Consider the following 22,716-nt stretch of genomic DNA (forward strand, 5'->3'; position numbering starts at 1 on the left):
TGGATGACGCCGCGAACAAGACCGCCCAGGCGGTCGCGTTCTTCGAGAAGTACGGCCCCACGATCCTGGCGGGCGCGATCAAGATCGTCGTGATCCTGATCGCCGCCTTCATCCTCAGGGCCATGCTGCGCAAGGTCATCGACCGGATCACCACTCCCGGCAAGGAAGGCAAGAAGCCGGGCCTGCTCAAGCCGCTGCGGGAACGCGCTCCACAGGCGCTCGGAAACCTCATCTCCGAACGCCGTGAGCAGCGCGCCCGCACGATCGGCTCGGTGCTGAAGTCCATCGTCACGATCCTGATCTTCGGAATCGCGTTCCTCGAGATCATGATCGTGGTCGGGATGGACATCACCCCGGTGCTGACATCGGCGGGCATCCTGGGCGTCGCCATCGGTTTCGGCGCCCAGAACCTGGTGAAGGACTTCCTGGCCGGCATGTTCATGCTGCTGGAGGACCAGTACGGCGTCGGCGACGTCGTGGACCTCGGCCCGGCGACCGGCACCGTCGAGGCGGTCGCGCTGCGCACCACCACGATCCGGGACACGGGCGGCACGGTCTGGTACGTCCGCAACGGCGAGATCCTGCGCGTCGGCAACTCGTCGCAGGGCTTCGCGGTCGCGGTCGTCGACCTGCCGCTGAGCTACGGCGCGAACCTCGCCGAGGCCACCCAGGTGCTGGACCGCACGGCGCGCGAGGTGGCCGACAAGGACCCGCTCAAGTCGGACATCACGGCCAAGCCCGAGGTGCTGGGCGTGGAGAAGTTCACGCCGGAGGGCATCACGCTGCGGGTCACCGTGAAGACGCGCCCCGGCCGTCAGTGGGCGGTCCAGCGCAACCTGCGCGCGCAGCTCATGCCGGCGCTGGAAGAGGCGGGCTTCACCGCCAAGTGAGTTAGAACACCCATTCGAGACGATGATCAACCGGCGTCCTGCCAGTTCACACGCCTATGGCAGAGCCAACAGCCGGGGCGGCCTGCACGCGGTGGCTGTCGTGAGTCAGGATGGGTGTGTGGGAAACCCCGTGAGCTTCTTCGAACAGGTCGGTGGCGAGGAGACGTTCCACCGCATCGTCGCGCGCTTCTACAAAGAGGTGAAGGCCGACGAGGTCCTCCTCCCGCTGTACCCCGAAGAGGACCTCGGACCTGCGGAGGAGCGGCTGCGACTGTTCCTCATGCAGTACTGGGGCGGCCCCCACACCTACTCGGACAACCGGGGCCACCCGAGGCTGCGGATGCGCCACGTACCGTTCAAGATCGGACCGATCGAGCGGGACGCGTGGCTGCGCTGCATGAGGATCGCCGTCGACGAGGCCGGCCTGGACGAGGCTCACCGCAAGCAGCTCTGGGACTACATGGAGATGGCCGCGAACAGCTTGATGAACAGCTTTTCCTGAGCGCCCATCACCCGTTCGGGTCCTTTAGCAGCGAGACGAATGGCAGGATGACCCCCCGTGCGACGTTCCTCCGACCTCAGTCCCGAGATCGCCGAAGAGTCCGTCTGGTGGCGTGACGCCGTCTTCTACCAGATCTACGTGCGCTCCTTCGCCGACTCCAACGGCGACGGCGTCGGCGACCTCGACGGCATCCGGTCCCGCCTCGGCTACCTGGAGCTGCTCGGGGTCGACGCGCTGTGGCTCACCCCGTTCTACCGCTCGCCGATGGCCGACCACGGCTACGACGTCGCCGATCCGCGCGACGTGGATCCGATGTTCGGAGACCTGGCCGCGTTCGACCGGCTGGTCGCGGACGCGCACGAGCACAACATCCGCGTGACGGTCGACCTGGTCCCGAACCACACCAGCGACCTGCACGTGTGGTTCCAGGAGGCGCTGCAGGCCGGTCCCGGCAGCATGGAGCGCGCCCGCTACATCTTCCGCGAGGGCCGCGGCTTCGACGGCTCGCAGCCGCCGAACAACTGGACGTCCGTCTTCGGCGGTCCCGCGTGGACCCGTGTGCCGGACGGCCAGTGGTACCTGCACCTGTTCGCGCCGGAGCAGCCCGACCTCAACTGGGACCACCCGGAGGTCCGCGCCGACCTGGAGCAGACGCTGCGGTTCTGGCTGGACCGCGGGGTCGACGGCTTCCGCATCGACGTGGCGCACGGCATGGCCAAGCCCGACGGCCTGCCGGACATGGAGATCCGCGCGCAGGCCCCCGGCGTGCTGTCCGACGACGCGCACGACCCGCGCTTCGACAACGACGGCGTGCACGAGATCCACCGCATGATCCGCAAGGTCATGGACGGCTACCCCGGCACCATGGCCGTGGGCGAGATCTGGGTGAAGGACGACGAGCGCTTCGCCGCCTACGTCCGTCCCGACGAGCTGCACCTGGGCTTCAACTTCCGGCTGGTCGAGGCCGGTTTCGACGCCGACGCGGTCCGTTCGGCGATCGAGCACTCGCTCGGTGCCGTCGCGCTCACCGGCACGCCTGCGACCTGGACGCTCTCGAACCACGACGTGGTGCGCCACGTGACGCGGTACGGCGGCGGCGCGCTGGGCGAGCAGCGGGCCCGCGCGATGACGCTGGTCGAGCTGGCACTGCCGGGCGTGATCTACCTCTACAACGGCGAAGAGCTCGGCCTGCCGAACGTGGAGCTGCCGGACTGGGCCCTGCAGGACCCGACCTGGGAGCGTTCCGGGCACACCGAGCGCGGCCGCGACGGCTGCCGCGTGCCGATCCCGTGGGAGGGCACCAGCCCGCCGTTCGGGTTCTCCACGGCCGTGAACACCTGGCTGCCGCAGCCGAACGAGTGGGACCACCTCACGGCCGAGGCGCAGCTGGAAGACCCCGGCTCGATGCTCTCGCTCTACCGCGAGGCGCTGGAACACCGGAAGTCCAACGCGGGCTTCGCCGGTGAGGAACTGGAGTGGTACGGCGCCCCGGCCGGCTGCTTCGCGTTCCGGCGCAAGGGTGGCGGGCTGATCTGCGCCCTGAACACCTCGGGCGCCTCCGTGCCGCTGCCTCCCGGTCAGGTGCTGCTGTCGTCCGGTCCGATGGACGGCGACCAGCTGCCGCCCGACACCGCGGTCTGGCTCGCCTGAGGTTCGTCGCTGCGGGCGTGCTCACGCCCGCAGCTTGTCCTCCACGGCGAGCAACGCACCGAACACGAGCACGAGCGCGGCCACCTGAGCGATCGCGAGCCAGAGCCCGATCGGCACCGTCGCGAGCGCCAGCACCGCGGCGGAGATGCGCCACTTGTTCGTGCCGATGCCCATCCGGTGCCGGAAGAGCACCTCGCCGAACAGGAAGATCGCCGCTCCCCCGCCGAGTGAGAGGGCCCCGCTGAGGTAGAGGTGCTCGGCGGCGTGCCCGATGGTCTTCTTGATGCCGACGCACACGACGATGATGCCCAGCAGGATCGGTACGTGCGCCCAGCCGAACGCCGACAGCGCCGCGCGTGCCCGTTCGGACTGCGTCATGTCCGTCAGGCTGTGCTCGGCGCGGATGTCCTGCTCCCTGCCGAAGTGGCACCACCAGAGCTGGTAGGCGAGCGTGAGGCCGAGCAGCGCCGCCACGACGAGCTGCAGGTTGAGCGGCAGGCCGGCCGCCCCGATGCCGATCGCGATGATCGACTCGCCGATCGCGATGATGACCACGAGCCCGTGCCGTTCCACGAAGTGCACCGGCCTGATCCGGAACTCCCCGTGCCGCCGGTTCACGTACGGCGACACGACCATGAGCACCACGGCAGCGAACCAGGCGGCGGCTCGCCAGACGGGCGGCAGGAACCCGCCCGCCATCACCAGGCCCGCTGAGCCGAGGTTGAACGGCGCCAGCCGTGCCATCGCCGCAGCCGACCCCGGACCGCCCGCCGAGATGAAGAGTCCGGAGTGAACCAAGTTCACGATCAGATATCCGACCCCGAACGCGGGCCCAGCGGCGGCGAACCCGGAGGGAATCGCCAGCGCGATGATCAGGAACCCGCCCATGCCGCACATGAGCAGCACCCGCCGCAGCGTGGTGTTCGGCGGAACGGAGTTCGTGAGCCAGACGTACCCGAAGTACATCCACAGGATCACGAACAGCATGAGCAGGACCTGCCCGAACCCAGCCGGCGACATGTCATCGGCCAGCTTCTGGGTCAGCTGCGTGATGGTGAAGACGAAGACCAGGTCGAAGAAGAGTTCCAGGGTGGAGACCCGGTACTCGGTCTCCTGCTGCGGTTCGGCGGACACGCGCGACATCGTGCCACGCGCATCCTCTTGCCGCGTCACGAATTCAGCGGCGACGAACCTGGACCTAACTCCAGGTCAGACGAGCAGCGGCAGCATCGAGTGGCGGCGACGGACGACCGCGCCGTAGCGGGCGTCGATCCGCAGCCACGAGTCGGTCGCGGTCACCCGGACGTCGCCGTCCTCGCCGAGGAAACCCATGCCCGACAACGCGAACAGGACCCGCAGCGCGATCTTCACGTCCAGTCCGGACCCGCTGACCGTCAGCACCGTCTGGTCCAGCAACGAGGCCGGTGGCGTCCCCTGCGGCCCAGTGTTCTCCCTGGCCACCTCGACGCCCTCGTCCGCGATCTTCGCGACGACCTCGACCGGCAGCCGGTCGACCACCAGCCAGCCCTCCGCGGGCGGCAGGGCCGAGCGCCACATCAGGTCCTTGGCCGGGCCGGGGTCGATGCGTTCGTCACGCATGACCGCGAGGCCCGTCAGCAGCTCCGACCCGGACACCGTGACGTCCGCCGGAGTCGCTTGTCCCGCAACGGTTCGCGTGGCGAGCGTGTCGAACGGCGTGGCCACCCACGCGTCGAGCAGCTTCTCGTCGCGGTTGCGCAGCCGCACCACGGTCTGCGCGTCGAGCCGCACCGCCCGCGCGGCGAACGCCCCGAGGTCGTCTCTCTCGGCCGCGTCGGCCAACACCAGCTCAGGCACCGTTTCCCCCTGCCCGCCACCCGGCGAGAAAATCGCGCTCGGCCTCGGTCAGCCGGCGCGGTCGTGCTGTCGTCACGTTGTAGGGCGCCATCAGCGTCTCCGCCTTGACCACCACGGGGCTGTTCACGTCGCGGCTGCCGCGCACCACGTAGTCGAGCGTCAGCGACGCGGACTTCAGCTCCCGCACCGACATCTCCACCAGGACGTCCTCGCCGGTGAACACGATCGGCGCGAGGTACTCGACCACGAGCTTCGCCACGACCATGCCCTCGGCCAGTTCCTTGACCCCGTGGCGGGCCGCCTCGGTGAACAGCAGCTCGATGCGGGCCTCTTCGAGCAACGTCACCGTGTTCGCGTGGTTGACGTGGCCGAACGCATCCATGTCCGACCATCGCGGCCGCACACCAGTGACGAAGACACCCATGCAGGGACCCTACCGTCCACGAACCTTCACAGGACCTCCACACCAGCCGATTGAAAATCGATAGGCAGCTCTCGATACTCGATCTATGTCTCGCGTAGTGGTGTTCTTCCTGCAGACCCTGCTCGCCGTCGCGGTCCTCGGTGGCCTGTTCGCGCAGGTCGTGGTGATCCCCGGGACCGCGGAGGGCGAGGTCGAACTCTTCCCGCCCTACGAGTCCGTGCGGCTGCCGTTCGTGGTTTTCGCGATCGTCTTCATCGCGTGCCTTCAAGTCCTCGCGATGGCGTTGGGCGGAATGCTGCAGCGGGCGGGTGAGGGCACCGTGTTCGAGTCCGGCGCGCTCTTGTGGACGAACATCGCGATCGGCGCCATCGCCGGCGGTGGCGCCGTGCTCGCGTCGCTGTTCGTCTACGTCACGTTCGCGGACATCCCCTCGCCCGCCGACGGCATGGAGGTCCTCGGGCTGTGGATGGGTTCCGCCGTCGGCACGATCGCGGCGATCGGTGTCGCGTTGCTGGTCGTCATCGGACGGCAGTGGCTCGGCAGGGCGATCGCCCAGCGCGCGGAACTGGAGCAGGTCGTCTGAGAAACGCCGGGGCGCCGCGGAGGGGATTCCGCGACGCCCCGGTTCTCGTTCGTGCTCCTGCTAGCGGACCATGCTCCGCACCTGGCGGGCGGCGACGGACAGGGTCGCCAGGTCCAGCTGGTGGACCCGGTTGATCTCCTCCAGCGCACCGCGCGAACGCGCCAGGCGGGAAGCGTTGGCCTGCTCCCACTTGGCGATCTTCTCGGTCGCCGTGTCGCCCTCGTCGCTCGCCCTGAGCACGTCGACGGAGATGGCCCGCAGCGACGAGTAGAAGTCGTCGCGGAGAGCCAGCCGGGCCAGAGCGTGCCAGCGGTTGCCGCGCTCCAGGTTCGTCACCGAGTCCAGCATGTGGTCGATGTCGAGGTGGTCGGACAGCGAGAAGTACAGCTCGGCCGTCTCCCGGTGCGTGCGCTCCGGGCCCGCGCCACCGGTCGGGCCGAACTCGCGTTCGGCGAGCTCGGCGATCTCGGTGACGTCGAGCAGGCCGTACATGTAGAGCAGCGCCGCGACCTTGCGGGCGAGCTCGGCGGGGACGCCCTGTTCGACGTACCGGTCGGCCTTGCCCGCGACGACGTCCAGTTCCTTGCCCTGCAACAGGTCGAAGGCGTACGGGCTGAGCTCCTCGACCACGCCGCGGAAGCGGTTGATCGTCGATCCCACCGGCAGCGGCTGCGGGCGGTTGGAGAGCAGCCAGCGGGACGCGCGGTCCAGCAGGCGGCGGGTCTCCAGGACCATGCTGTCCTGGACCTCCGTCGGCACCACGTTGTCGAGCGCCTGGATCTCGCGCCAGATCGACGGCAGGTCGAAGACCTCGGTGACCACGGCGTAGGAGCGGACCGCGTCGGTCGCCGACGCGCTCATCTCCTCGGCCAGGCGGAAGGCGTAGGACACGCCGCCGCCGTCGACCACCTCGTTGACGACGACCGTGGTGATGATCTCCTTCGCCAGCGGGTGGTTCGGGATGGCCGCGCCGAAGCGTTCGCGCAACAAGGTCGGGAAGTAGTCCGGCAGCTTGTTCTTGAACGTGTCGATCGTCGGGATCTCGCTCGCCAGCAGCTCTTCCTTCAGCGTGAGCTTGGTGAAGGCGAGCAGCGTCGAGAGCTCCGGCGAGGTGAGGCCCTGGCCGTTCTTCTCCAGCGCCTTGAACTCCGCCGCGCTCGGCATCGCCTCCAGCTTGCGGTTGAGAGCGCCGCGAGCTTCGAGGTCGGCCGTGAGACGCGCGTGCACCGACAGCATCGGTGCGGCGTGCGCCCGGCTGACGCCGAGGACGTTGTTCTGCGAGTAGTTGTCCGCCAGCACGAGCTCGCCGACCTCGTCGGTCATCTCGCTGAGAACCTCGTTGCGCTGCAACTGTTCCAGCGACCCCTCCCGGACCAGGTGGTCCAGCAGGATCTTGATGTTGACCTCGTGGTCGGAGCAGTCGACGCCGGCGGAGTTGTCGAGCGCGTCGGTGTTGACCTTGCCGCCGGCGCGCGCGAACTCGATGCGGCCGCGCTGGGTCAGGCCCAGGTTGCCGCCCTCGCCGACGACCTTGACCCGCAGGTCGGCGCCGTCGACGCGGATCGCGTCGTTCGCCTTGTCGCCGACGTCGGCGTGCGACTCGGTCGACGCCTTGACGTACGTGCCGATGCCGCCGTTCCAGAGCAGGTCGACCGGCGAGAGCAGGATCGCCTTCTTGAGCTCCGGCGGCGACAGCTTGACCACGCCCTCCGGCAGGCCCAGCGCGACGCGGGCCTGCTCGGAGATCGGGATCGACTTGGCCGTGAGCGGGAAGATGCCGCCGCCCTCGCTGATCAGCGAGCGGTCGTAGTCGTCCCACGACGAGCGCGGCACGGTGAACAGCCGCACGCGCTCGGCGAACGACGTGTCCGCGACCGGGTTCGGGTCGATGAAGATGTGCCGGTGGTCGAACGCGGCCACGAGCCGGATGTGCTCGGACAGCATCATGCCGTTGCCGAACACGTCACCGGACATGTCGCCGATGCCGACGACGGTGAACTCCTCGGTCTGCGTGTCCACACCGAGTTCGCGGAACGAGCGCTTCACGCTCTCCCACGCGCCCTTGGCCGTGATGCCCATGGCCTTGTGGTCGTAGCCGATCGAGCCACCGGAGGCGAACGCGTCGCCGAGCCAGAAGCCGTAGCTCTGGCTCACGCCGTTCGCGATGTCGGAGAACGTCGCGGTGCCCTTGTCCGCGGCCACGACGAGGTACGTGTCGTCGCTGTCGTAGCGCACGACCTGCGGCGCGGGCACGACCTCGTTGTTGATCAGGTTGTCGGTGAGGTCGAGCAGGCCCGAGATGAACATCTTGTAGCAGGCGATGCCCTCGGACATGAAGTTCTCGCGGTCGATGCCGGGGTCGCCCGTCGGGGCGATCGGCTTCTTGACGACGAAGCCGCCCTTGGCGCCGACCGGCACGATCACCGCGTTCTTCACGGCCTGCGCCTTGACCAGGCCGAGCACCTCCGTGCGGAAGTCCTCGCGGCGGTCGGACCAGCGCAGGCCACCACGCGCGACGCTGCCGAAGCGCAGGTGCACGCCCTCGACCCGTGGCGAGTACACGAAGATCTCGAACTTGGGCCGCGGCGCCGGCAGGTCCGGGATGGCCTGCGGGTCGAGCTTGACCGACAGGTACGGCCGGGCGTTGCCGTCGGCGTCGCGGAAGAAGTAGTTCGTCCGCAGCGTGGCGTTGATCAGCGTGAGCAGGCTGCGCAGGATGCGGTCGGCGTCGAGGCTCGTCACGTCGTCGATCAGCTTGCCGGTCTCGACGACCATCGTCTCGGTGCGGTCGACGCGCGTGGAGTCGTCGAGCCGCGGGTCGAACCTGGCCTCGAACAACGCGACCAGCGCGATCGCCACGCTCGTGTGAGTGAGCACGGCGTCCTCGATGTAGTCCTGCGAGTACGGCGTGCCCGCCTGGCGCAGGTACTTCGCGTACGCGCGCAACATCGCGGCCTGCTGCCAGGTGAGCCCGGCCTGCAGCACCAGCGAGTTGAACCTGTCGACCTCGGCCTCACCACGCCAGACGGCGGCGAACGCGTCCTGGAACCGCACGCGCACCTGGTCGAGGTCGGACTCGGACAGCTGCGCGAGCGCGGCCTTGTCGATGCGCAGGCCGAAGTCGTAGATCCAGCACTGCACACCGTCTTCGCGGGCGATCTCGTACGGCCGCTCGTCGACCACGATGACGCCCATGCGCTGCAGCATCGGCAGCACGTCCGACAGGGTGATGCCCTCACCGGTCAGGAACAGCTTGAACCGCCGCTCACCCGGCTCGGCGTCCTCCGGCACGTAGAAGACCATGTCGAGGTCGCCCTCGACGAGCGCCTCGATGCGCCGGTAGTCCTCCAGGCCGATGGCGGCGTTGAAGTCCTCCTTGTAGGCCTCCGGGAAGACCGCGGCGAACCGCTGGCCCTGCTCCGTGGCCGACTCGGCACCGAGCTCGCCGCTGTCCCCCGTGACGGCCTCGACCATGCGGTCGTCCCAGCTGCGGATGGCCTCGGCCAGCTTGCCCTGGATCGCGTGGACGTCCGGCTCCAGCGTGCGCGAAGGCTCCGTGTGGACCATGAAGTGCACGCGGGCCAACGCGGACTCGCCGATGCGCGCGCTGTACTCGAGGTTCAGGCCACCGAGCTCGGCGAGCAGCACCTCCTGCATCGCGAGGCGGCTCGTCGTCGTGTAGCGGTCGCGCGGCAGGTAGACCAGGCAGGAGAAGAAGCGGCCGAACGGGTCGCGGCGCAGGAACAACCGCAGCCGGCGGCGTTCCGCGAGCGCGATGACGCCCGTCGTCGTCTGGTAGAGCGTGTCGGCGTCGACCGAGAACAGCTCGGTGCGCGGGTAGTTCTGGATCACCTCGAGCATCCGCTGGCCCGAGTACGACTGCAGCGGGAAGCCGGCGCGGTGGATGACCTCGCGCACGCGGCGTTCGATCACCGGGATGTCGAGGACGTCCTCGTGCAGCGCGGTGGTGCTGAGGATGCCCAGGAACCGGTGCTCGCCGGAGACGTTGCCCTCGGAGTCGAAGGTCTTCACGCCGACGTAGTAGGGGTAGACGCTGCGGTGCACGCTGCTCTGCGCGCTCGCCTGCGTCAGCACCAGCAGGTCGGGGCTCAGCGCCTGCGCGCCGTTGTCCGGCCCGGCGGTGAGGCTGCGCGCCGCGAGGCTGTCCTGGCGCAGCACGCCGAGCCCACTCGCGAGCACGGCCCGCAGCGCGGGTTCGCCGCCCTCCTGCACCAGCTCGTACTGCCGGTAGCCCATGAACGTGAAGTGCCCGTCCGCGAGCCACTTGAGCAGCTTCGAGCCGTCCGTGGTGGCCTCGGACGAGTCCTTCTCCAGCTCCTCTGCCAGCTGCAGCGCCGTCGTGACCATGCGGTCGGTGTCCTCGACGACCTCGCGGACGTCGGTCAGCACCGTCAGCAGGCGGGTCTCGAGCTCGCGGGCACGATCGGGGTCGGTGATGAGGTCGACCTCGACGTTCATCCACGACTCGGCCAGCGCGTCCGAGGGCGGATCGGCCGGATCGGCCGTCGGCAGCACCTCGATGCGCTCCCCGGTGACCGGATCACGCCGCACGACGACGATCGGGTGCACGACGCGCTGCACCTGCACACCACCACGCGTGAGCTCGGACGCGACCGAATCCACCAGGTACGGCATGTCGTCCGTGACGACCTGCACGACGGTGACGGGACACTGCCACCCGTCGGTCCCGCGGGTGGGGTTCAGAATGCGCACCGCGGCGCGTCCGGGAACGCGGCTCTCGGCGAGCTGGTAGTTCGACCGCACCGCTCCGACCAGGTCCACCGGGTCGTCGTCGTTGACTTCCTCGGCGGGCACGTGGCGGTAGAACAGGCGGATCAGATCAGCGAGTTCGGGGGCATTGGCGGCGGCCCGTTCGATCAGCTCGTCACGGACCTGCTCAGGACTGGCCGGTCGACTGTCATCGCCCGCGGCGGGGGCCGCGGAGACGTCGTCGGTTCGGGTCGGGGCTCCAGTCGAGGTCATCTTCAGGCGACTCCACGCTATCCGGCACCTCTGTGTGCCGGGTCCGACCCCACCCTAGATGGGGTGGCGGCCGTCACCGGCAACGGGAGGGGCACTGACGAACCACTGAATCGTGGGCTGAATCGAGTCACATCATCAGTGGCGACAAGGGTTTCCGCATCGTGCGACGCGCCGGGACACCAGTCGGCTCCGGCAACCTCCACCAGACCCGGCACCCGGCCGATCCACGGCATTCATCCGATCATGGGTGTGACCACGACCGAACCGCGGGAGATCACCGACCCGCTCACTCCAGGTCGCCGTCCCGACGCTCCCGCGACTTCTCCCCCGCCACCGGCCGGACGGGGTTGGGCAAGGCTTGAGGTGTGGTGCTGGCCACCATCACGCCCCGGGCAACGTCCAGCCCGCCGGCCCGTCCGGACGAACGCGGCGAATGGGACCGGTGGTCTCGCTGTCCGGCGCGGCACGCACCGGGGCGATCGGCCCGGTCTTCTCCTGCTCGGACTCCGCGGGCGGCTTGGAGAGGAAGTACGACTCCTGGTTCGGCTGGGGCGTGCCGAACGACGGCGTGGTGTCGAAGGCGAGGTCCGTGACCGACCGGCTTTCGGGCTCCGCCGGGGGCTGCGGGGAACCGAAGGGCCGGCTTGGCCTGAAGGAGGTGTCCGAGCCGGTCTGGGCTTCCGTCACCGACTGCGTGCCGAACGACCGGTTCGAGCCGAACAGCGCGTCCGAGGAAGCCTCGGCTCCCACCGCGCGATCCTGCTGGGAACCGAAGGACTGGCCAGGCCGGAACGACGCGTCCGAACCGGACGAGGTGTCCGCCGCCGAGTTCTGATGCGAACCGAACGACGAACCCGGTCGAAACGACGTGTCCGAACCGGACGGGAAGTCCGCCGCGGAGTCCTGCTGGGTGCCGAACGACAGACCAGTCCGAAACGGCGTCTCCGAACCGGATCCGGCTTCCACCTCAGGATCTTGCTGGGAGCCGTCCCGGCCATGCCGCGACGGTCCGTCCGAACCGGGCTGGGTTTCCGCCGCCGGATCCTGCTGCGCGCCGAACGACCGCCCCGGCCGGAACGACACTTCCGAACCAGACGCTGTGTCCGCTGTGGAGTCCTGCTGCGAACCGAACGACAGACCGGTCCGAAACGACGGCTCCGAACTGGACGAGGTGTCCGCCGCCACGTCGTGCTGGGAGCCGAACGACGAACCGGGCCGAAACGACGTTTCCGAACTGGACGAGGCTTCCGCCGCCGGGTCCTGCTGGGAGCCGAACCGGCCAGGCCGGAACAGTCCGTCCGAGCCGGGCTGGGGCTCTGCCGGTGACTCGTGCCGGCCACCGACCGACTCATCCCGCCGAAACAACGCATCCGAACCGGACGAGGTGTCCGCGGCGGCGTTCTGCCGATCACCGGGCGGGACATCCGCCGCCTGGTCGGGCTGCGCGCCGAAGGACGAGCCCGTCCGGAACAGCGCCTCCGAGCTGGGCTGGTCCGCGGCTGCGGGCTCCTGGGAACCGAAGGGCCGGCTCTGCTCGAAGAGCTCGTCCGAGGAGGGCCTGGCCTCTGCTGACCGCCCCAACTGCGGGCTGAAGGGGCTGCCCTGGCTGAAAGGAGTGTCCGAGCCGGATTGGGAGTTTGTCGTCGCGCCTTCTGCCGAGGGGCGTTGTTCGCCGAACGACTCTCCTGTCCCGAAGAGGGCGTCCGCAGTGGTGGACGGCTCGGGTTCGGTGGCGCGGTCGGGAGTGGCTGCCGGCTCTGGTTCGTCGGCTGACCAGTGCGGGGCGCTCAGGTCTGCCGCTTCTACTTGTTCCTCGTCGGAGCGGCGGCCCGTTTCGTAGGCGACCAGTGCTTCGGCCAGCAGGTCGGCGAGGCTCAGGTCGCTCGGCCTGCGGCGGCTGCTGGGACGGCCCGTCCGATCGCCGGGGGCGTTCGTGGTGGCCTGGTCGGGCTGGGCGACCGCGCGGAAACCTGTCTCGGTCGGTGCCTCGGAGCCCGCCGAGTCGAAGCCGGCCGACTGGGTCGCGAGGTCTGGCTGTGCGGCCGCTTCGGATGACGTTGCCTGGTCGGGCGACGCGGGCTGCGTGCTGTAGCCGGCACCGGAGCCAAAACCCGGCTGGGTGCCGAAAGCCTGGCTGCCGAAAGTGGATTGCGTGCCGAAGCTGGTTTGGGTGCCGAACGTCGGCCGGGGCTGCTCGTCCGCCGACTGCACCCGTACCGGGGTCGTGGGGACGTCCGAGGTGTCGTCGTCCATGTCCGCCGAGCTCAGGAACGTGGTCGACATCAGGTCCGGTTCCGGGGCCTGCGGGATCTCGGCCGGGGTCGGCACGGACGGGATCGGGTCCGGGATGGACGGGAGCGGCTTGCGTTCGGGCTCCGGGTCCTCGTCCGGGTGTTCCGCGGGAGCGGGCGGGATGGGAATGGAGATGGCGGGCTTCGGCTTCGGGGTGCTGAAGTCGAGGCCGCTGAAGTCCAGGTCGGGGAGTTTGCGCTCGTCCGGGTCCGCGGTGGCGGTCGGGAAGCCTCCTGCCGGGGTGTGCAGCGGGTAGGCCGGCTCGTCGAGGTGCGGACCGAAGTCCGGGGCCGCCGGTGCACGGGAGAACGCCGCGGACAGGCCTGAGCGGGTCGGGCCGTCCGGGGTGTCCTGGTCCGAGAGGTAGTCCGGCCGGGCCGGGCCGGGCGAGTCCGCGAAGAAGTTCCGCGGCTGCACGGGTTCTGCCGCCGCGTCGGTCTGGCGCAGGCCCGATGGGGGTTCCACGCGCCACGACGGGGTGTCGGACTGGGGTTCGGCGTCGCGGGCCCGGCGGCGGCCTCCTGCTCGCAGGCCCTGGGCCTTGAGCATGTCCAGCACGCTTTCCGACTGGGAGCTCGACGCCTCGTCGCGCGCGGCGGCCTCGGCGCGGGCCGTTTCCTCGCGGGCGGCGGCTTCTCTGGCCGCCTCCTCGCGTTCCACGGCCAGGCGGGCGACTTCCTGGTGCGCCGCTTCCTGACGGGCGACGTCCCGGCGGACCGCTTCCTGGCGGGCCGCCTCGCGGCGGGCCTCCTCCTGGCGCACGGCCTCCTGGCGGGCCGCCTCCTGCCGGGCCAGTTCCTGGCGCGCCGCTTCTTGGCGGACGGCTTCCTGCCTGGCGGCTTCCTGGCGCGCGGCCTCTTCGCGGGCCGCTTCCTGACGCGCTGCCTCCTGGCGGGCCGCCTCTTCGCGAGCGGCCTCCTGGCGCGCGGCTTCCTCGGCGGCCTGGGCTTCGCGTTCGGCCTGAGCACGCTGTTCGGCGCGGGCCTGGCGTTCCGCCTCGATCTGGCGGCGGGCCTCGCGCTGCAACTCCATGAGCTGCTGCTCGACCTTGCGCTTGCGTTCCTGCTCGACGGTGAGCTGCGGCTGCGGCTCGGGCTCTGGAAGTGCTGGTGTGATGGGGATTTCGGCGATCGTGGTGGGCCGGTCGTCGTCGATCTCGCCGGCGGCCACGCGAGCGGCGCGGCGGCGGCCGCTCACCATGGCTCCCGCGGACGCGATCAGGCCGGAGGCGGGGACGGTGCGGTCAGAGGAGGGGGAATCAGATGACGGCAGGGATTCGGGTGGCAGTTCCACTGGTTCCGGGGTCTTGTCATCGGGCTCGCCGAACGGCTGGACCATGCGCCACCGGTCGGCGGCGTGTTGTCGGGCCGCGGACAAACCTTCCACGGTCATGTCTTCGGCAGCGCGCCGGACGCGCTTGACCTTCAGCCCATCGCCCTTGCGGACCTGGACCTGGCGCCACTGCCGAAGTTGTTGCTTCAGTGCGGCGGTCAGCACGCCGTCGGTGACCACCTGCATGCCCTCGATCGGGCGGAGCACGCTCGCCAGCTGCTGGTGCAGGTCGGCCGGCTGGCGGTGGACACCGGCGAACTCGGCGGCGAGCCGGGCGCGCACCGCGTAGACGGCGCGGGCACGGCGGCGTTCGGCGGCGTGGGCTGAGCGCAGGTTCTTCAGCGCGTCGGCCAGTTCTCCGGACACCTCGTGCACGTGGGCCAGCGCGAGCAGGCTTTCGGCGAGCAACGTGTCTAGCTGGTGGCGTTCGGCGCTCGCCGCGGCTTCGCGCAGCATCTCGCGGGCCAGCGCGACCCTGCCGGCGGGCAGGTGCACGCGCGTGGCCAGAGCCAGGCGCAACCACCCCGTCGTGGACGCCGACGGCGCGCGCACCGGGAGATCGAGCATCGGGGTGCCCACGTCGCTCGCGTCGAGCAGGCGGTTCGCGTCCATCAGCGAGAGCACCAGTTCCAGCGTGAGCCGGCCGGCTGCCTGGCCGCTGTCCGCGCACGGATCGGAGAACCTGTTCAGCAGGTCGAGGCCTTCGCGTGCGGCACCGATGGCGGCGGCGAGATCGCCCCACCGCCGGTGCTGCGCGGCCTGCACCGCGCGGATCAGACCGCGCAGCAGCAGACGCGTGTCGTCGTCGAGCGTCGTGTCGGCGACGTAGAGCTGGTCCGCCTCGGCGAGAGCCCGCGTGGGCTCGTCGCCGCGGCCGACCGTCACAAGGCATTCGCTGGCCTGCACCAAAGCTGAGGCCCGCAGTTCCGCGGGCACGTCCGGCGCTTCGAGCACCGGCGTGACCGCGGCGAACCCCGTCAGCGGGGCTCCCACGGACCGCGCGCACGCCGCGAGTTCGACCCGCAGCAGCCACGCGGTCTCGTGTTCACCGGCGGCCTCGGCCGCCTTCAGCGCGTCGATCGCCCTGTCGGCGATGCGGACGCCGCGGCCCACGCGATTGCTCGCGAAGACCACCAGCGACTCCGCCCGCAGGCGGTCGGCTTCGTCGCGGCGGGTGGCAGCGAGCGCGAGTGCGCGCTCACCGAGCACCAGAGCGAGCTCCGGTGCCCGCCAACGCAGCATCCAGGCGGGCACGACCAGCGTGCTCACCTCGACGTTCGCCTGCGCCTCGCCCCTCGCCGCCACGACGTCGCCGTTGCCCTCTCAGTCCCGTGTCAGCTTGCGGTACGTGACACGGTGCGGCCTCGCGGCGTCGGCACCCAGGCGCTCGAGCTTGTTCTTCTCGTAGCCCTCGAAGTTGCCCTCGAACCAGTACCACTTCGACGGGTCTTCGTCCGTGCCCTCCCACGCGAGGATGTGCGTGGCGACGCGGTCGAGGAACCACCGGTCGTGGGAGATGACCACGGCGCAGCCGGGGAACTGCTCGAGAGCGTTCTCCAGCGAACCGAGGGTCTCGACGTCCAGGTCGTTGGTCGGCTCGTCCAGCAGGATCAGGTTGCCGCCGAGCTTGAGCGTGAGCGCGAGGTTGAGGCGGTTGCGCTCACCACCGGACAGCACGCCGGCGGGCTTCTGCTGGTCCGGGCCCTTGAAGCCGAACGCGCTGACGTACGCGCGCGACGGCATCTCGACGTTGCCGACGTGGATGTAGTCGAGTCCGCCGGACACGACCTCCCACACGTTCTTCTTCGGGTCGATGCCGCCGCGGTTCTGGTCGACGTAGGACAGCAGGACCGTCTCGCCGACCTTCACGTTGCCGGCGTCCGGCTCCTCCAGGCCGACGATGGTCTTGAACAGCGTCGTCTTGCCCACGCCGTTCGGACCGATGACGCCGACGATGCCGTTGCGCGGCAACGTGAACGACAGGTTGTCGATCAGAACCCGGTCGCCGAAGCCCTTCTTCAGCTTGTCGGCCTCGACCACGACGTTGCCCAGACGCGGGCCCGGCGGGATCTGGATCTCCTCGAAGTCGAGCTTGCGGGTCTTCTCCGCCTCGGCCGCCATCTCCTCGTAGCGGTCGAGACGCGCCTTGGACTTCGCCTGGCGTGCCTTGGCGCCGGAGCGCACCCACTCGAGCTCGTCCTTCAGCCGCTTCTGCAGCTTCTGGTCCTTCTTGCCCGAGATCGCGAGACGCTCGGCCTTCTTCTCCAGGTACGTGGAGTAGTTGCCCTCGTAGGGGTGGGTCTTGCCGCGGTCGATCTCGAGGATCCACTCGGCGAGGTTGTCCAGGAAGTACCGGTCGTGGGTGACGGCGAGCACGGCGCCGGTGTACTGCGCGAGGTGCTGTTCCAGCCACAGGACGCTCTCCGCGTCCAGGTGGTTGGTGGGCTCGTCGAGCAGCAGCAGGTCGGGCTTGCTCAGCAGCAGCTTGCACAGCGCGACACGACGGCGCTCACCACCGGAGAGCTTGGTGACGTCGGCGTCCGGCGGCGGGCAGCGCAGTGCGTCCATCGCCTGGTCGAGCTGCGAGTCGATGTCCCACGCGTTCGCGTGGTCGAGCTCCTCCTGGAGCTTGCCCATCTCCTCCATCAGCTCGTCGCTGTAGTCGGTCGCCATCAGCTCGGCGATCTCGTTGAAGCGGTCCAGCTTCACCTTGATCTCGCCCAGGCCCTCCTGGACGTTGCCGAGGACGGTCTTCTCCTCGTTGAGCGGCGGCTCCTGCTGCAGGATGCCCACCGTGTAACCGGGGGCAAGGTAGGCCTCGCCGTTGCCGGGTGTGTCCAGCCCCGCCATGATCTTGAGCACGCTCGACTTGCCGGCGCCGTTGGGACCGACCACACCGATCTTCGCGCCGGGGTAGAACATGATCGTGACGTCATCGAGGATGACCTTGTCACCGTGCGCCTTGCGCACCTTTTTCATGGTGTAGATGAACTCGGCCATGGTCGCGATCGTAGAGCGGTGCTCAGAGGCTCCTGACCTCGGTCGCCGACAAGCGGCCGCCCACCCCCGGATCGAGCGTCACGCGACTCGGTGACCAGCCCGTTCCGTTCGAACGTGAACGACTCTCGGCGATCGGTCCTCAGCGGCCCCGATCTACGAGCTTCCCTCCTTCTTCGTGGATCGCAGTACGTACATCTTCTCCGGCGCCGCCGCCGGATCGGGCGGGTTCCCGAAGTCCGGGCACGGGTTGCCCCGAACGGCTCAGAACGGAACGGGTTCCTCGGCGAGATCTCCGGCTCGCGGTTCAACGAGCGGGGCGGAGCCCAGTGACTGCACCCGGCTCAAGTCCAGCCCGACGTGCAACGCGTCCAGGCTGAACGCCTGCCGCTTCACGTCGTCCTTCTCGTAATGACGGATGCGCAGCTTGCCCTGGACGATCACGGGATCACCCTTGGACAGGGTCGTCTTCACGCTGTCGGCGAGCTTGCGCCAGCACGAGACGCCCAGCCACAACGTCTCGCCGTCCTCCCAGTCGCCGAGTGCCGTGTTGTACCGGCGCTCGGTCGAGTTGATGCGGAAGAACGCGTTCGTCCTGCCGTCCTCACCGTGCTTGTACGTGATCTCGCTGACGACAGTTCCAACAACGGTGATCACGGTGGAATTCCAGGACATCGGGCTGCCTCCAGGTCGCGGGGTTCTGGTCCAGGTTGCTCCGGAGGCGGGTGGTGCGGGCGGGGTGGCGACGGATCTGTGGACAACTCGCGGGGTGTGGACAGGTCGAGATCTTGAAGAGCCTCGGACCGCGGAATTGTCGGGGGTGCGTGCTAGTGCGGCGCTGGAGCCAAGCGAGTGAGTGAGCGCCCACTCATTGACATGAGTGAGGACTCACTCATACAGTTGCGGACGTGTCAGAGGAACCACGCCGCCGCCGCGCCCCCGCGATGAGCCCGGAAGATCGCCGCGAAGCGATCGTCCAGGCCACGCTGCCGCTCGTCGTGAAGGCCGGCGCGAACGTCACCACCAGCCAGATCGCCGCCGCCGCCGGCATCGCGGAGGGCACGGTGTTCCGCGTCTTCAAGGACAAGGCCGAGCTGCTCGACGCCGTCATCCAGCGGGCCCTGCTCTCCGACGAGGAAGTGGCCCGCATCAAGGCGGTGCCCGCGAACCTGTCCATCGAGAAGCGGCTCGTGGAGGCGACCAGCACGGTCAGCGGCTATCTGGACCGCATGTGGAGCGTCATGGGCGCGCTGCGCGAGTCCGGCTACCAGCCGAGCCAGGAGGACCACGAGAAGCACAAGGGTCCGCAGGCGGGCATGCAGCGCGTCTCGAACGCGATCGCGGAGCTGTTCAGCGACGCGGACCTGCGCACCAGCCCTGAGCACGCCGCCCGCCTGCTGCTCGGTTTCGTCTTCACCAACCGCTTGCAGGGCAAGGGCTTCGGCGAGACCACGGTCGATCCGGAGCAGCTCGTGGAGCTGTTCCTGCACGGAGCACTCAAACCAGGGGGAGCAAATGACTGAGCTCATGATCGAAGCCCACGAGGTGAGCAAGAAGTTCGGTGACGTGACCGCTCTCGACGGCGTGAGCGTCACCGCGAAGAAGGGCTCCGTGCTCGGCCTGCTCGGCCACAACGGCGCCGGCAAGACCACGCTGGTCAACCTCCTCACCACGATGCTGCCGCCGTCCAGCGGCAGCGCGAAGGTCGCGGGGTTCGACGTCGTCAAGCAGAGCCACGAGGTCCGCAGCCGCATCGGTCTGACCGGCCAGTTCGCCGCCGTCGACGAGCAGCTCAGCGGCCACGACAACCTCGTGCTGATCGCCCGCCTGCTCGGTGCCAGCCGCAGGCAGGCCCACCAGCGCGCGGACGACCTGCTGGAGCAGTTCGACCTCACCGACGCCGCCAAGCGCAACGCCAAGACCTACTCCGGCGGCATGCGGCGGCGCCTCGACCTGGCCGCTTCGCTGGTCGGCAACCCCGAGGTGCTGTTCCTGGACGAGCCGACCACCGGCCTCGACCCGGCCAGCCGCCTCGCGATGTGGGAGATCGTCGAGAAGCTCGTCGCGGACGGCACGACGGTGCTGCTCACGACCCAGTACCTCGACGAGGCCGACCGGCTCGCCGACTCGATCACCGTGCTGTCCCACGGCAAGGTCGTCGCGTCCGGCACGAGCTCCGAGCTCAAGGCCCAGGTCGGCCAGCGCACGGTGACCGTCGCGCTCGACTCGGTGTCCGAAGTGGACATCGCGCTGACGGCCATCAACTCCGTCGGACTCCACCCCGTCGCCGAAGGCCTCACGCTCACGACTCCCGTCAGCGGGTCACGCGACCTTGCGACGGTCGTGCGCGCGTTGGACGACAACGGCTTGGAGGCGCACGAAATCGGCCTCAAGGAGCCCACGTTGGACGACGTCTACCTCACTCTCGCCGCGAACTAGGGGGAAATCATGGCGACCTTGACCTGGCACGGCAGCAGTTACCCGACGCAAGTCCTCGTGCTGACCGGCCGTTCACTGCGTGCACTGCTGCGCACGCCCGCACTCGTCTTCTTCAGCATCCTGCAGCCGTTGATCATGCTGACGTTGTTCAGCCAGATCTTCGGCAGCATCACGTCCACGGCGAACTTCCCGCCGGGCATGAGTTACATCAACTACCTGCTGCCCGCGATCCTCGTGAACACCGCGATGCAGTCCTCTCTCGCGTCCGGCATCGGGCTCGTGCAGGACATGTCGAACGGTGTGCTCGCACGGTTCCGTTCGCTGCCGATCCGTCCGAGCACGGTTCTGCTGGCACGCAACCTGTCCGACGCCGTCCGCACCGCCTTCCAGCTGGTGCTGATGATCCTGTTCGGCGTGCTGGTGTTCGGCTTCCGCCCGGACGGCGGCATGCTCGGCACCTTCGCCGCACTGGGACTCGCGTTGGTCGTCGGATGGGCGCTGAGCTGGGTGTTCATCGCGATCGCCGCGTGGGTGCGCAAGGCGGAGCTCATGCAGACCGTGGGCTTCCTGGCGATGTTCCCGCTGATGTTCGCGTCCAGCGCGTTCGTGCCGGTCAACGGCCTGCCGGGCTGGCTGCAGGCGATCGCGAAGGTCAACCCGCTGACCTACGCGGTCGACGCCGCCCGCAGCCTGGCGCTCGCCCACCCAGTCACGGGCGTGCTCGGCGCACTGGTCACGAGCGGCGCGATCGCGATGATCGGCGCGTTCTTCGCGGTCCGCGGATTCCGCCGCCCGCTGTCCGTCTAGTCCTTGCCGGCCATCTTCTTCAGCATCGCGTTGTAGGCCTCGAGGTCGGCGTCCCCATCGGCGTCGGCCTTGCGGTCGTACCGCTTCGCGTCCCGGCCGTCCTGCCGCGCCCACTGCGTGAGCAGGGCGACCATGACCACCAGCAACGGGATCTCCCCCGCCGCCCACGCGATGCCGCCGCCGAGTCGCTGGTCCTCCAGCAGGTTCTGCACCCACGGCAACGCCAGGCCGCGGTAGAACTGCTCGCCGATGACGGTCGCGGAGCTCATCAGCACGACACCGAAGAACGCGTGGAACGGGATCGACGCGAACAACAGCCCCAGCCGACCGAGCGGCGGCAGCTTGTTCGGAGACGGATCCACACCGATCACGGGCCAGTAGAAGACGTAGCCGGCGAGGATGAAGTGCGCGTTCATCGCGAGGTGCGCCCAGTGGAACGGCAGCGCGGCCTCGAAGAGCCCCGAGAAGTACAGCGCGTAGAAGGACCCGACGAACAAACCCAGTGCCACGAAGGGGTTCGTCAGCAACCGTGCGACCGGTGAGTGCACGAAGGCCAGCACCCACTCTCGCGGACCCGGCACCTCCTTGTTGACCGGCAACGCGCGCAACGCCAGCGTGACCGGTCCACCCAGGACGAACAGGATCGGCGTCAGCATGGACAGCACCATGTGCGCTTCCATGTGCACGCTGAACATCGCCGGCGAGTACCGGCCCATGCCCGACGACGTCGCGAACAGCAGCGAGAAACACCCGCACAGCCACGCGACCGTGCGTCCCACCGGCCACTTGTCGCCGCGCTTGGTCAGCCTGCGCACGCCCAGCACGTAGAACAGGGCGAGGGCCAGCGCCGCGGTTCCGAAGATCAGGTCGAAGCGCCAGTCGAACAGGATGGCCGCGAGCGTCGGCGGTCCGTCGAGGTCGTAGCCGATCGCGATCTCCGTGCGGCTGGGCAGTTCGGTGCTGCCGCCGGGCGGAGGCGTGCGGGCCAGCGCCACGGCCAGGCCGATCGTGAACATCATCAGCAGGACTTCGAGGCCGGCGAGCTTGAGCAGCGCGTGCGGCTTGCCGTCGACCACGCCCTTGACGCCGCGTTCGCGCTGGAAGTAGCCGAACACGCCGAGCAGCAGCAGGCACGCCAGTTTGCCGAGCGTCAGCCAGCCGTAGGTGGACGTCACGAGGTCGACCGGCGTGATGCGCACGAGCGCGTTCACCACACCCGAGACGGCCATGACGATCCAGCAGACCAGCGCGATCTTCGAGAACCTCGTCGCGGCGAGGGGAAGGTGCGCACCGCCACGCCTGCCGTGCGCGAGCAACGCGATCAAGCCGCCCACCCACAGCACGGCGGCGACGAGGTGGAACAACAGGCTGTTCGTCGCCATGTCGTGCGACCCGCCCGACGACGAGTGACCCGTGACGGCGACCGGCACCAACGCGAAGATCGCCCCGAACAGCAGGACCGTCGTCCATCCCCACGACAGCACCAGACGGCAGCCGAGTGCGAGCAACGCCACGATGATCGCCGTGAACAGCCACGCCTTCGACTGCTCCAGCAGCATCGCCGTCGCGATCATCTGACTGAAGGTGAACGAGCTCACCGGCCGGTCGATCGCGGCCGCCGTGGTGAACGGCACCGACAGCAGAGCACCGACGAGCCACACCAGCGCGAACCAACCGGCGGTGCGCATCGCGGCGTACCCGTCCGCTGCGAGAGTGCCGGACTTCTGCGGTGGCACGAGGAACGCCGCCAACAACAACGAGCCGATGGTCACCACCGCACCCGTCTCGGTCAGCACGCGCACGATCTGCACCCCTACTGGAGGGTTGCTCTCGATCGAGCTGAGCGCGACGGCGGCGAGGGAAGCCACCGCGAAGCCGATGACGACGAGGGGCACCAAACCCGTCTTGGTGGAGCGTTCGATTGGCACGCCTGGAGCCTACGACGCTCTAGTGTTGCGCC

Annotated in this window: 15 protein-coding genes; 7 read left to right on the top strand and 8 right to left on the bottom strand. The window is 69.1% G+C overall.

The features are described from left to right. Positions 1 to 62: 62 nt before the first annotated feature. The 3 genes from SK854_RS47255 (at position 63) to SK854_RS47265 (ending at position 3,042) form a co-directional block, all read left to right on the top strand. Positions 63 to 890 (top strand): mechanosensitive ion channel family protein, encoded by an 828-nt coding sequence (locus SK854_RS47255; protein WP_319981862.1) that lies wholly within the window; start codon positions 63 to 65, stop codon positions 888 to 890. A 118-nt stretch (positions 891 to 1,008) separates the two neighbouring features. Next, entirely contained in the window at positions 1,009 to 1,392 is a 384-nt protein-coding gene (locus SK854_RS47260; protein ID WP_319981755.1) for a globin, read from the top strand. A 57-nt stretch (positions 1,393 to 1,449) separates the two neighbouring features. Beyond that, the gene (locus tag SK854_RS47265; RefSeq protein ID WP_319981756.1) at positions 1,450 to 3,042 is read left to right on the top strand and encodes a glycoside hydrolase family 13 protein; all 1,593 of its coding nucleotides are present in this window, start codon (positions 1,450 to 1,452) and stop codon (positions 3,040 to 3,042) included. A 21-nt stretch (positions 3,043 to 3,063) separates the two neighbouring features. Here the strand turns inward: SK854_RS47265 and SK854_RS47270 are convergent, their stop codons facing one another. The 3 genes from SK854_RS47270 to SK854_RS47280 form a co-directional block, all read right to left on the bottom strand. Then, positions 3,064 to 4,176 carry a low temperature requirement protein A gene (locus tag SK854_RS47270; protein ID WP_319981757.1) on the bottom strand — a complete coding sequence of 371 codons (1,113 nt, stop codon included), beginning with the start codon at positions 4,174 to 4,176 and terminating at the stop codon, positions 3,064 to 3,066. A 75-nt stretch (positions 4,177 to 4,251) separates the two neighbouring features. Continuing rightward, positions 4,252 to 4,878, bottom strand: coding sequence for a hypothetical protein (locus SK854_RS47275; protein ID WP_319981758.1), 627 nt, complete (start codon positions 4,876 to 4,878; stop codon positions 4,252 to 4,254). Further along, on the bottom strand, positions 4,871 to 5,302 hold the full coding sequence (locus SK854_RS47280; RefSeq protein WP_319981759.1) for an acyl-CoA thioesterase: 432 nt from the start codon (positions 5,300 to 5,302) through the stop codon (positions 4,871 to 4,873). Before SK854_RS47280 ends, SK854_RS47275 begins: the two co-directional genes overlap by 8 nt. Before the next feature lie 85 nt (positions 5,303 to 5,387). Here SK854_RS47280 and SK854_RS47285 point away from each other — a divergent pair, with 85 nt between their 5' ends. Then, the gene (locus SK854_RS47285; protein ID WP_319981760.1) at positions 5,388 to 5,885 is read left to right on the top strand and encodes a DUF2975 domain-containing protein; all 498 of its coding nucleotides are present in this window, start codon (positions 5,388 to 5,390) and stop codon (positions 5,883 to 5,885) included. A 60-nt stretch (positions 5,886 to 5,945) separates the two neighbouring features. Here the strand turns inward: SK854_RS47285 and SK854_RS47290 are convergent, their stop codons facing one another. The 4 genes from SK854_RS47290 to SK854_RS47305 all read right to left on the bottom strand — a co-directional run bounded on the left by SK854_RS47290 (position 5,946) and on the right by SK854_RS47305 (position 18,167). After that, on the bottom strand, positions 5,946 to 10,889 hold the full coding sequence (locus SK854_RS47290; protein ID WP_319981761.1) for an NAD-glutamate dehydrogenase: 4,944 nt from the start codon (positions 10,887 to 10,889) through the stop codon (positions 5,946 to 5,948). Between the two features lie 381 nt (positions 10,890 to 11,270). Continuing rightward, the gene (locus tag SK854_RS47295; protein WP_319981762.1) at positions 11,271 to 15,818 is read right to left on the bottom strand and encodes a hypothetical protein; all 4,548 of its coding nucleotides are present in this window, start codon (positions 15,816 to 15,818) and stop codon (positions 11,271 to 11,273) included. Positions 15,819 to 15,836: 18 nt separating this feature from the next. After that, complete coding sequence (ettA, locus tag SK854_RS47300) at positions 15,837 to 17,513, bottom strand: energy-dependent translational throttle protein EttA (RefSeq protein ID WP_319968020.1); 1,677 nt, start codon at positions 17,511 to 17,513, stop codon at positions 15,837 to 15,839. A 261-nt stretch (positions 17,514 to 17,774) separates the two neighbouring features. Beyond that, complete coding sequence (locus SK854_RS47305) at positions 17,775 to 18,167, bottom strand: single-stranded DNA-binding protein (RefSeq protein ID WP_319981763.1); 393 nt, start codon at positions 18,165 to 18,167, stop codon at positions 17,775 to 17,777. Positions 18,168 to 18,418: 251 nt separating this feature from the next. On the opposite strand from SK854_RS47305, the gene SK854_RS47310 reads away from it, so the two are divergent. The 3 genes from SK854_RS47310 to SK854_RS47320 are packed head-to-tail and all read left to right on the top strand — an operon-like array spanning position 18,419 to position 20,756. Continuing rightward, complete coding sequence (locus tag SK854_RS47310) at positions 18,419 to 19,033, top strand: TetR/AcrR family transcriptional regulator (protein WP_319981764.1); 615 nt, start codon at positions 18,419 to 18,421, stop codon at positions 19,031 to 19,033. Beyond that, the gene (locus tag SK854_RS47315) at positions 19,026 to 19,949 is read left to right on the top strand and encodes an ATP-binding cassette domain-containing protein (protein WP_319981765.1); all 924 of its coding nucleotides are present in this window, start codon (positions 19,026 to 19,028) and stop codon (positions 19,947 to 19,949) included. Before SK854_RS47310 ends, SK854_RS47315 begins: the two co-directional genes overlap by 8 nt. Positions 19,950 to 19,958: 9 nt before the next feature. Then, positions 19,959 to 20,756, top strand: a complete 798-nt coding sequence (locus SK854_RS47320; RefSeq protein WP_319981766.1) for an ABC transporter permease — start codon at positions 19,959 to 19,961, stop codon at positions 20,754 to 20,756. Here SK854_RS47320 and SK854_RS47325 read toward each other — a convergent pair. After that, entirely contained in the window at positions 20,753 to 22,684 is a 1,932-nt protein-coding gene (locus SK854_RS47325) for a cytochrome c oxidase assembly protein (protein WP_319981767.1), read from the bottom strand. The two genes, SK854_RS47320 and SK854_RS47325, sit on opposite strands and share 4 nt — an antisense overlap. Positions 22,685 to 22,716: the final 32 nt, after the last annotated feature.

It is taken from the genome of Lentzea sokolovensis, assembly GCF_033949975.1.
GTDB classification, from domain to species: domain Bacteria; phylum Actinomycetota; class Actinomycetes; order Mycobacteriales; family Pseudonocardiaceae; genus Lentzea; species Lentzea sokolovensis.